This window comes from Actinomyces sp. 565 (genome assembly GCF_010365615.1).
Classification (GTDB): domain Bacteria; phylum Actinomycetota; class Actinomycetes; order Actinomycetales; family Actinomycetaceae; genus Actinomyces.
Window position 1 is genome coordinate 1 of the sequence record NZ_PIZD01000039.1, and the last position, 10,625, is coordinate 10,625.

General features: G+C 68.7%; 9 protein-coding genes. 4 read left to right on the forward strand and 5 right to left on the reverse strand.

Annotated elements, in window-relative coordinates:
• Positions 1-126 precede the first annotated feature (126 nt).
• From GZ997_RS12940 to metG, 4 genes are all read right to left on the reverse strand, one after another.
• On the reverse strand, positions 127-981 hold the full coding sequence (locus GZ997_RS12940) for a resuscitation-promoting factor (RefSeq protein ID WP_162679306.1): 855 nt from the start codon (positions 979-981) through the stop codon (positions 127-129).
• 332 nt (positions 982-1,313) lie between these two features.
• Complete coding sequence (locus GZ997_RS06470; protein ID WP_203234060.1) at positions 1,314-2,228, reverse strand: G5 domain-containing protein; 915 nt, start codon at positions 2,226-2,228, stop codon at positions 1,314-1,316.
• Positions 2,229-2,335: 107 nt separating this feature from the next.
• Positions 2,336-3,268, reverse strand: a complete 933-nt coding sequence (locus GZ997_RS06475) for a TatD family hydrolase (RefSeq protein WP_162679308.1) — start codon at positions 3,266-3,268, stop codon at positions 2,336-2,338.
• On the reverse strand, positions 3,265-5,115 hold the full coding sequence (gene metG, locus GZ997_RS06480) for a methionine--tRNA ligase (RefSeq protein ID WP_162679309.1): 1,851 nt from the start codon (positions 5,113-5,115) through the stop codon (positions 3,265-3,267). Before metG ends, GZ997_RS06475 begins: the two co-directional genes overlap by 4 nt.
• Before the next feature lie 132 nt (positions 5,116-5,247).
• Here metG and GZ997_RS06485 point away from each other — a divergent pair, with 132 nt between their 5' ends.
• From GZ997_RS06485 to GZ997_RS06495, 3 genes are all read left to right on the forward strand, one after another.
• Entirely contained in the window at positions 5,248-5,736 is a 489-nt protein-coding gene (locus GZ997_RS06485; RefSeq protein ID WP_162679310.1) for a hypothetical protein, read from the forward strand.
• 198 nt (positions 5,737-5,934) lie between these two features.
• Positions 5,935-6,576 (forward strand): hypothetical protein, encoded by a 642-nt coding sequence (locus GZ997_RS06490; RefSeq protein ID WP_162679311.1) that lies wholly within the window; start codon positions 5,935-5,937, stop codon positions 6,574-6,576.
• Positions 6,577-6,753: 177 nt separating this feature from the next.
• A complete protein-coding gene (locus tag GZ997_RS06495) occupies positions 6,754-7,512 on the forward strand; it encodes a hypothetical protein (RefSeq protein WP_162679312.1) in 759 nt (252 codons plus the stop codon).
• Positions 7,513-7,567: 55 nt separating this feature from the next.
• On the opposite strand, the gene rsmI is transcribed toward GZ997_RS06495, so the two are convergent.
• Positions 7,568-8,524, reverse strand: a complete 957-nt coding sequence (rsmI, locus tag GZ997_RS06500; RefSeq protein WP_237564267.1) for a 16S rRNA (cytidine(1402)-2'-O)-methyltransferase — start codon at positions 8,522-8,524, stop codon at positions 7,568-7,570.
• 75 nt (positions 8,525-8,599) lie between these two features.
• Between rsmI and GZ997_RS06505 the strand changes: the two genes are divergently transcribed.
• On the forward strand, positions 8,600-10,510 hold the full coding sequence (locus tag GZ997_RS06505; RefSeq protein WP_162679313.1) for a phospholipid carrier-dependent glycosyltransferase: 1,911 nt from the start codon (positions 8,600-8,602) through the stop codon (positions 10,508-10,510).
• The last annotated feature ends 115 nt before the right edge of the window (positions 10,511-10,625 follow it).

Below are 10,625 nucleotides of genomic sequence, written 5' to 3' on the forward strand. Positions count from 1 at the left end.
CGGCGGGGACGCCGCGACCAACCAGCACCCTGCGGCGGCGGGGACGCCGCGACCAACCAGCACCCTGCGGCGGCGGGGGATGTATCAGGTGGCAGGCGGCGCTACCGCGCGGTGCGTCGGCTCCGGTCAGAGTAGGCCGAGCTGGGCGGCGCAGTGCGGCCACTGCCCCCAGCCTGCCTGGGCCTGGAGCTTCTTGGCCATGGCGGTCTGGGTGGCGGCGTCGGCCTCATGCGGGTAGCCGGTCCCGCCCATGGCCCGCCAGGTGGGCAGGGAGAACTGGTACAGGCCGTAGAAGCCGTTCCCGGTGTTGGTGGTGGGGTTACCGCCGGACTCGCACTGGGCCAGGGCCGCCCATACCGAGTCGTCACCGGCGGAGGAGCCCGCGGAGGAACTGCTTCCGGTGGAGCCGCCGGAGGATCCCGAGCCCGATGCCGTGGCGCCGCCCCCGCTGGAGCCGCCGGTGGATTCCGTGGCGGCGTCGGTGGATGCGGTGGCGGCGTCATCCGCGACGCTGCCGGTGCCTACCAGCACGACCTCGTCGACCCGTTCGGTTACGACCGCCCGGGAGACCACCTCACGCGCGATCTCCTTGCCGTCCACGCTCGTTACCTGGTAGACCACTCGCGTGACTCCGGCCACACCCTTGGTCTCCACCTTCGTCTCGCCCTCGGGCAGGGAGTCGGTCTGCTGCTCTACCCGTCCGAACTCCTCCGTCACGTCCTCGGCGACCGCGGAGACCGTGGTCTGGTCACCGCCGACCACCAGGTCCGTGCCCTCTCCCGCAGCGACGTCCCCGGCGGTGATGTCCGCGCTTGCCGCCGAGGCCACGACGACGGTCTCCGGCAGGGTCTCGACGTCACCGCCCGGGGCGGTGGCCTGCACTGCGGCGTAGGCACCACCCGAGACGGACAGGGCCAGGGCCGCGGCCACGCCTCCGGCACGTAGCAGGCCGGGTTTGAGCAGATCTTTGACGGGTGTCATGGGGTCCTTTCTCGGTGGCGGCAGCCACCGAACCACTGATCTCGTGATCTCGGTGCCTACCGGACTTCACGCTAGCGAAGCCCACAAGGCCCGGCAATGACATAGGTCACGAGTTGGCGTATGCCCCACGCCGCTCCGGGGCGGCCCGGGCGGAACCGCATGGACTTGCCGGGCGCCGCGGCGACGTGTAGCGGGGTCGCGCGGCATGTGAGGCGTGGCCTGCATTCCTGCATGGTGCCGCTCACGGCAGGGGGTGTGAGGGGCGCGTGCGCCGCGCAGCAGTTCCCGCGGGTGCACCCGCCGAGGCCGGTACGCAGCCGCGGCTGTGGCGGTCAGTACCAGCCGGTGGACTCCGAGTGCGCCCAGGCGGAGCAGGGGCTGCCGTAGCGCTCGGAGATGTAGCCCAGCCCCCAGGTGATCTGAGTGGTGGGGTTGGTGGCCCAGTCGGAGGCCACCGAGCTCATCTTGGAGCCCGGTAGCGACTGCGGAATGCCGTAGGCGCCGGAGGAGGGGTTCTGGGCCTGGTAGTTCCAGCCGGACTCGCGGTTCCACAGGCTGACCAGGCAACTGAACTGGGAGTCGTCCCAGCCGTAGGAGGACATCATCGACTTGGCGATGGACTGCGCCGAGGCGGCTGTGGTGCCGTCACCGGAGGCCGTTGCGGTGGTGGTGGTGCTGGAAGTGCCCTCCGAGCTTGAGGAGTCGGTCGTGTCGGCGCTGCCGGTGCCGACCAGCACCACCTCGTCAACCCGCTCGCTGACCACCGCACGGGAGACCACCTCGCGGGCGATCTCCTTGCCGCCCACGCTTGTCACCCGGTACACCACCCGGGTGACCCCGTTGACTCCCTCGGTCTCCACCTCGGTCTCACCCTCGGCGAGGGAGTCGGTCTCCTTCTCCACCTGCTCGAACTCGTCGGTCACGTCCTCGGTGAGCGATGAGACCTCGGCCACGTCACCGCCAACTACCAGGCCCTCGGCCACGTCCTGGCCCGAGGCTGAGAACGCCTGCATGCGCGCCTGGGACTCGGTGAGGGGGGCGATGTCCGACTCGCCGAACTGAGTAGCGGCGTAGGCGCCGCCTGAAACCGCCAGTGAGAAGGCTGCGGCCACCCCGCCCGCGCGGTACATCACCGGGGATACGGAGGTCTTCGCCGGACCTGCGGCGCGGCGGCGGCCATGCGCTTCAGTAGTGCTAGTGAGGCTCTTCGAGGCTAGGGCTCCGAGCTCAACCAGGGTTGTGCTCAAGGAACTACTCTGGGAGTGACGACCCACGGGAATTCTTCCTAACGGTTGACAACTGCTGATCACGCTAACCGACTACGCGTCACCTCAGCAACATAACCTGACCCATTTCACAGCCATGTGCCGTAGACCTGAGCGGTGTTGCGCTCCAGCACCACGCCCATATCCGCCTCGCTCATGCCGCGCAATTGTGCGAGAAAACGCACCGTGTCGGGCATCAGGTAGGAGCCGTTGGGGCGGCCGCGCCAGCGCCCCGGAGGCAGGTAGGGGGCGTCGGTCTCCACCAGCAGCAGCTCGTCGGGCACGGCCGCGATGGCCGAACGCAGCTCGTCGTTAGCCGGGTAGGTGATGGGCCCGGCCACGGAGGCGTACCAGCCGTGCTCGGCGCAGGCCTCGGCCAGGGCCACTCCCCCGCTGAAGCAGTGGAAGACCGTGCGCTCGGGGGCGCCGTCGGCCTCAAGAATCTCGACGCATTCGGCGTGGGCGTCGCGGTCGTGGATCTGCAGCGGCAGGTCCAGCTCCTTCGCCAGGGCGATGTGGTCGCGGAAGGCGTCACGCTGGACGGCGGCGCCGCGCGGGCCGGTGCGGAACAGGTCCATGCCGGTCTCCCCGACGGCGACGACGGCGTCCCGGTTGCCGCGTACCAACGCCTCCAGTCGGCTCATGGCCTCATCGAGGGGCTCGTCGTGGTGGGGCCGGTGCACGGGCTCCAGGCCGTCGGGGCCGATCTCCCGCACCCCGGCGTGGGCGACGGCCTCGTTGGGGTGGACGGCCAGGGCGACCCGTACGCCGGGAAGCTCGCGCGCCAGGGCGAGGCTCGGCGTCCAGGTGGGCGTTTCGCATGCGGAGGTGATGATGCCGGTGACTCCGACTGCGGCCGCCCGGGCTACCAGTTCGGCGGCGTCCAGCGGCGCGTCGGCACCGGGCCCGGCGGCGACCTCTCCGGGAACCGGCAGGTGGGTGTGGTTATCGGTGACGGGTGCCGCCAGGGGTGTGACGGCGTCGGCGGGCGGCCAGGAGCGGTCGCGGTGCTTGCGGCTCATGCGCCGGTGACGTCGTCGGGCTGGGAGTTGGCGTAGCGGGCCAGCTCCTCCTCCACGATGCCCTCGTCGAGCTTGACGAAGACGGGCCTCGGCTTGGCGATCGGAGTGCCGACCACCACGGCGTGGCGCTCCCACGTGGGCACGCCGCCGTAGTCGCCGGTGATGATCGGGTAGCCGGTCCGCCCGGCGAAGGCCTCGGGCAGTACCTGCTGGTCGAGCTCGTCCACCTCCTCGATCCGGGGCATGGGGGCGAGGTCGCCGTCGCCGCCCATGACGCGGTCGACGTCGTTGGCGGCGTGCGGCAGGAACGGGGAGAGCATGAGGTTCAGGTCCGTTACCACCTGGGCGAGCGTGTGCAGCACGGTGGCCAGGCGCCGATGGGCGGGGCTGCCCTCCTCCCCCTTGAGCTTGAAGGGCTCGGTGTCGGCAATGTACTTGTTCGCCTCACCCACCAGCCGCATGGCCTCCGCGAGCGCGGCCTTCTGCCGGTGGTGGCGGATCAGGTCGCCGACGGTGGCGAAACCGGCGTCGACGACGTCCAGCAGGGCCCGGTCCACGTCCTCCAGCTCGCCGGGCGCGGGGATGGCGCCGAAGCGCTTGTGGATCATGGCGGCGGTGCGGTTGACCAGGTTGCCCCAGCCGGCCACCAGCTCGCCGTTGGTGCGGCGTACGAACTCCGCCCAGGTGAAGTCAGCGTCGGCGGTCTCGGGGCCGGCGGCGCAGATGAAGTAGCGCAGGGCGTCGGCCTGGTAGCGGGCCAGGAAGTCGCGCACGTAGATGACGATGCCGTGGGAGGAGGAGAACTTGCGGCCCTCCATGGTGAGGAACTCACTGGAGACAACCTCGGTGGGCAGGTTCAGCACGCCCATGTCACCGCTCTCGCCACCGCGATCGCCCTGGCCGTTGTAGCCGAGCAGTTCGGCGGGCCAGATCTGGGAGTGGAAGACGATGTTGTCCTTGCCCATGAAGTAGTAGGACAGGGCCTGCGGGTCGTTCCACCACTGGCGCCAGGCGTCGGGGTCGCCGCTGCGGCGCGCCCACTCGATGGAGGCCGACAGGTAGCCGATGACGGCGTCGAACCACACGTACAGGCGCTTGTTGGGCTGGTCCTCCCAGCCGGGGATGGGGATGCCCCAGTCGATGTCGCGGGTCATGGCGCGCGGCCGGATCTCCGCCAGGATGTTCTTGGAGAAGCGGATGACGTTGGGCCGCCAGGCGCCGGAGGCCTCCCGCTCGTCCAGCCAGACACCCAGCGCGTCGGCCAGGGCGGGCAGGTCCAGGAACCAGTGGGAGGACTCCACGAACTCGGGGGTCTCCCCGTTGATGCGGGAGTGGGGGTCGATCAGGTCGGTGGGGTCGAGCTGGTTGCCGCAGGTGTCGCACTGGTCGCCGCGGGCTCCGGCCGAGCCACAGATCGGGCAGGTGCCCTCGATGTAACGGTCGGGCAGGGTGCGGCCGGTGGAGGGGGAGATGGCGGAGCGGGTGACCTGCTCGACCATGTAGCCGTTGTCTCGCACGGTGCGGAACATGTCCTGCACCACCCGGTAGTGGTTGCCGGCGGTGGTGCGGGTGAACAGGTCGTAGGACAGGCCCAGGGCCACCAGGTCCTCAACGATGAGCCGGTTGTTGCGGTCGGCGAGCTCGCGCGGGCTGATGCCCTCCTCGTCAGCGGCCACCAGGATGGGGGTGCCGTGCTCGTCAGTGCCGGAAACCATGAGGACGTCGTGGCCGGCCATGCGCATGTAGCGGGAGAAGACGTCGGAGGGGACGCCGAATCCGGCGACGTGTCCGATGTGGCGGGGACCGTTGGCATAGGGCCAGGCGACGGCGGAGAGGATACGGCTCATGGGGGCAGCCTATCCGTTCTGGCGGCCGGGGCGCCCCGGGTTGTTCTCCCCCTGTGTTTGCGGCTCCGGCACCCCTATGGTGGCGGCGACGAGCACGCCAGGTGTGCGTCATCGACCTTGGAGGAGATCGCGATGCCCCGACCGCCCGCGTTAGGAGCACCGCGAGTCCTGTTGCGCATCGGCGTAGTCCTGTGCCTGGTGGCGCTGGCCGCGCTGGTCATCTGCCTGCCCATGAAACACCCCATCAGGGACCTGCGGGTGCTGGAGCTGGATTCGGCTGGCGAGACCACTGTGCGCCTTGACGGCCAGACAACATATGGACTGTGGGATACCGGAACCGCCGACTGCACCGTCACCGGGCCGGACGGGGAGGAAGTCGCGGTCCTTCCGCCGTCGGAGGAGACGCCAGTGGCCGATCATCGGATTCTCGGAGTGATCGAGGTCGAGGCGACCGGCGATCACACCTTCACGTGCTCCGGGCGGAGGATATCGGTGGGGCGCCTGACCGACCTCCGGATCGTCGACTGCGGTTGGTGGGGAGTGATCGCCGCCACCTGTATGGGCCTCATCGGACTGCCGCTGGCTACGCTCGGGGGGCCTTTGGCACTTTATCGGCAATAGGCGCGTCAGGCTGAACCGGCGCGGCCCCGCCGCAACCACCCGGGAAGTCGTCCGGGATTAGTCGGCGCGCCAACGTCGACCTGCTTCCCGACAACGTCTCGCGTCGCTCACGGAGGCCCCGCGGGCGACACGGCACGTATCGTGAGCGTGATGACACGGCGACCGACGCCACCAACCCCTACCGCACCGGAGTACCCCATGGCCAATCCCCCTTCTCCCGGCTCCCCCTACGCGCACGCGCCCCAGGGCGCAGGCCCTACCAGCCCTTACGGCCCTGCCGCACCGGCCGCGAAGGGACGTAAGGGACCACTGATCCTGCTGCTGTCCGGCGTGCTGCTGATTGTGGCCGCAGTTGTGCTCATCGTGGTGTTCACGGGTATGGCGGCCCGAACCGTGGGCGGCCTGCAGCCGATTTCCGCCAATGGATCGACCGCGGTGCAGCTCGAGCCTACGGCTGTGTACGGCCTGTACGGTAACGGGGACTCGCAGTGCACCGTGACCGCCGCGGACGGCACGGAGGCGGAGGTGAGCGGGCCGTCGTCTAACGTCACTGTCAATGAGCGGCGACTGTTCGGGGTTGTTGAGGCAGGCGTGTCCGGCGACTACACGGTCACGTGCACGACTGACGTCCCCGGAGAGGACGTTTACTTCGGTGAGCTCATCGACGCTCAGGCCATCATGCACAGCGTGTTCAGCATCTTCCTGGTTGTGGGCCTGCTCGTCGTTGGCCTGCCCCTGACCATCGCCGGGGTCATCTGGCTGGTTGCCCGCAGCGCGCACAATAAGCGGGCGCTACAGGCCCAGTCCTCCGCGCCCTTCTCCGGGCGTCCCGGATTCTGAGTCGCCAGGGGCAGTAGGCTGCAGTCAAACGTAGAATTCGTAGGCGAAGCAGCGCCGTGACCGCAACATGAATCCGAGGTGGCAGACGTGACGGTGTGGAATCAGCCCGGCCCGGTTGGCGGTGGCTCACCGCAGCCGCCCCGGGGGGTGGACTCAGATGGCCTACCGTCCCTGAAGGTGCCGCGTATCCTGACGATCGCGGGCGTGGTCACGCTGCTCGTGGGGATCGGTTTATTCGTCACCGCGGTGCAGACGGCGCCGAGCGTGCTGGAGAAGAACGCGGTAGACGTGGAGGATGACGGCACACCGACCGCGCTGATCCTGCTCGCGGACACCGAGTACGGCTTCTATTCGGAAGATGCCAATACCACCTGTACGGTCAGCGACCCCGCAGATACGGTCCTGGATGTTTATCAGCCCGATCACAAGAGCGGACAGCCGCCGCAGGTGCTGGGTTTCCGCTCCACCGACGCCGGTACTTACACGGTTGCCTGCAACGGCGATGCCACAATCACCATCAACGTCTCCAACGTCTCCCCGGAATGGGATAGCAGCGCCCGGCTCGCACTCGCCTCCATCCCCTTCGCCTTGGCGGGGGCTGCCATCACGACGGGCGGAGCAGTCTGGCTGATACTGCGCAGGCGCAAGCGCTCACGCATGGTCGTTTCCCGGCTCTTCGCGCCAGGCCATGCGGGCGCGCCGGCATTCACGGCCTTTCCCCCGGACGCCGGCGCCGTTCACCCGGACGCGACGGCACCGGCCCCGGGCGCATACGCATCGCCACAGCCGCCTAGTGCCCCGTCGGCAACCATGCCGCCTCCAGCTACGCCGGCGCCGCCTGCCGCGAACCCGCCGGCGCCCAACAGTTACGGCTTCGCACCCCAGCAAGTGGTTTACCGTCCCCTCACTCCACCCGATGGCGAGCAGGGCTCCTGACACCTGGCACTCCGGGCGGCCTCCTCCGCCCAGTTGTCGCTCCTTAAGCGCCTGATCAGGCTTCGGCCGCGGGGCCCGTTCCTGCGGCGCGCGCTGCGAGGGCGGCCCGGTAGACCTCGTTCGGGCGAGCGCCCGCCTGGGAGGCCACCTGGGCGGCCGCTGCCTTGAGCCGCATGCCTCCTGCGGCGAGGCGCAGCGCCTGGGCGGCAGCGGTTGCCACGTCAACCCGGCGTGGCGGCGCGCCCGCGACTACCAGCACGACTTCTCCTAGCACACCCGCGGCGGTGGCGTCCGCCAATTCACCCAGGCTTGCCCGCCGCACCTCCTCATGCGTCTTGGTCAGCTCGCGGCACAAGGCGGCTCGCCGGTCCGCGCCGAAGGCCTCCGCCATGGCGAGCAGCGTCTCGTGAGTTCGGCGAGGCGATTCCAGGAACACCATGGTGCGCGGCTGATCGGCGAGTTCAGCCAGGGCTCGGCGCCTGTCACCGGCCTTGCGCGGAAGGAATCCCTCAAAGGTGAAGCGGTCGCTGGCAAGACCGGACAGCACCAGGGCGGCGAGCACTGCGGACGGCCCTGGCGCCACGGTCACAGGTACGTCGGCACCGGCGGCAGCCACAACGAGCCGGAAACCCGGGTCGGAGATCCCGGGCATGCCAGCGTCGGACACGACTAGCACCGATTGCCCCGCGCGGGCGGCCTCCAGCAGTTCCGGGATTCTGTCCGCCTCATTGTGCTCGTGGAATGCCAATACCCGCCCGGTGACACGTGCTCCCATGCGGTGAGCGAGGGCGAATAGGCGGCGTGTGTCCTCTGCGGCCACCACCTCGGCCTGCTCCAGGGCGGCGCGCAGGCGGGCAGAGGCGTCGGCCACGTTTCCGATCGGGGTGGCGGCCAGAGTAATGACTCCCGGCTGCGGTGCGGCGCGGTCCGGCGGTTCTGGGTCCGCCTGCGCGGGTGGCGCGGCGTTCGCAACCCCGGCGGGCGGGGTGGCGTCGCTCATGTCGTTATTCATGGCCTCAGTATGACGGGCCGCCATAGACTCGCAGACGTGACTTCACCCTGTGCTGCTTCACCGGATGATCCCAGCATGCTCGCTCACCCTGGCGCGTCTTCCCAGGCGGCCGAGTCGGGGCTGCAGACCCAGCCAGCCGACGGCGCCCCGGTAGACGATTCTGCGGCGTCCGACGCGGGCGCCTGCGCCAGTGGCGCCCCGCTAAGCGCCTATCCCCCTGCTGTCCTGGGTATTGACGCCGATCCGGCAGCACCGCGCAGCGAGGATCAGCTGCGCTCCCTGCTGGGCCTGGAGCCGGTCGAGGGCGCGCCCTTGCCTCGGCAGGTGCGAGTGAATGGCTGGATAGCCACGGTTGTGGCGGGTGTAGTGGCTGCGTTCACCCGGCTGGTTGGGCTGGGACACCCGCATCAGCTCATGTTTGACGAGATTTACTACGTCAAGGACGGTTATGCGCTGTGGCACAACGGGTACGAGTCGACGTGGTCTGACGACGCCAATGAGCTGTTCGCCCGCGGAGACTTCTCCGCATTGACAACGGAACCAAGCTATGTGGTCCACCCGCAGCTGGGGAAGTGGCTGATCGGCCTGGGAATGCAGATATTCGGGGCGGATTCGCCTTTCGGGTGGCGTTTCATGCCTGCGCTGGCGGGCATACTGACGGTAATCATATTGGCGCGCCTGACGCTGCGACTGACTCGTTCTCCGCTGCTGGCGGGCTTGGCAGGCCTACTACTGGCCATCGACGGCGTCGGGATAACCGAGTCCCGCATCGGTCTGCTGGACATTTTCATCGGCCTGTTCGCCACCGCCGCGCTGTACTGCCTGGTTCGTGATCGCGAGTGGTCGCGGGCGCGGCTGGCTGCGGACCTCGCGGGCACACTCCCGGATTTTAGAGCGCCCCGAGCGCATTTGCGTCCGTGGCTACTGGCGACCGGGCTCATGTTGGGCCTGACCTGCTCAATCAAGTGGTCGGGAGCCTACCTGTTGGCGGCGGTTGGAGTCCTCGTGGTCGCGTGGGATACCCAGGCGCTGCGGCGGGTGCAGGCTAGGGCCTGGTTCCTGGAGGGTCTTGTCGCGCGGGGCGTGGGTGACTTCATTCGTCTGGTGCCGGTGGCCTTCGTCGTGTACCTGGTCGCCGGCTGGGGATCGTGGTTCCTGCACGACGGCGCCTACCGGGATTGGGCGCAGGTGCAGCGGGCCGAGCAGGGGTCTGTAGCGCGCGGGTGGTTGCCGGATGCACTCAACAGCCTGCTTGAGTATCACCTGTCGATGTACAACTTCCACGTCCAACTGGACAGCGAGCATCCATACATGTCCAAACCGATCGGCTGGCTCTTGCAGTTGCGGCCGACGTCGTTCTACTGGCTCAGTGAGCAGGAGATGTCTGGTGCGGACTGCGGCTCAGACCGTTGCATCCAGGCCATCACCTCGATCGGCAACATCCCCATCTGGTGGGGCGCGGTGCTGGCACTGCCATTCGCCGTCGTGGTGCTCGGCGCCCGCAATCGAGACTGGCGCATCTGGGTCCCCCTGATCGGCTACGTCGGCCTGTACCTGCCGTGGTTCATCTACTCCAAGCGGACCATCTTCACCTTCTACACCGTGGCCTTCGTTCCGTGTGTGGTGCTGATCCTGGTCCTGTCCGTCGGCTCGGTTGCAGGCTTGCTCAGGCCCGTGCCCGGCTCGGTGCTGGCCCGGCGTGAGGCGCAGTTGCTGGCCGAGGGGCGTGTCGGCCCGGGGCGCCCGTGGCCCCGGGGCCCGGTGGCGTCCTTCTTCGGTTTCGGTTTGCGTCCGGGCCGCATTCACCTGCCGTCCACCTGGACCGGCGTTCCGACATGGCGGGTACGCTCCGAAGGCGTCGCTCTTATTGGCAGCCTCCTAGTGACTGCGGCAACGTTCGCCTTGCTGTGGTCACCGATATGGACTGGTAAGACTGTGCCCTACACGTTCTGGCTCTGGCACATGTGGTTGGAGTCTTGGGTCTGACTGCTCGAAGGGCGATGATCTAAGGCGGCTCAGGCCGCCTGGAGTCGGTGCGCCGCGCTAATGGCAAATCGAGCCCGCGTACTCGCCCGGCGCTCGGCCCTGAAAGGGCCGAGCG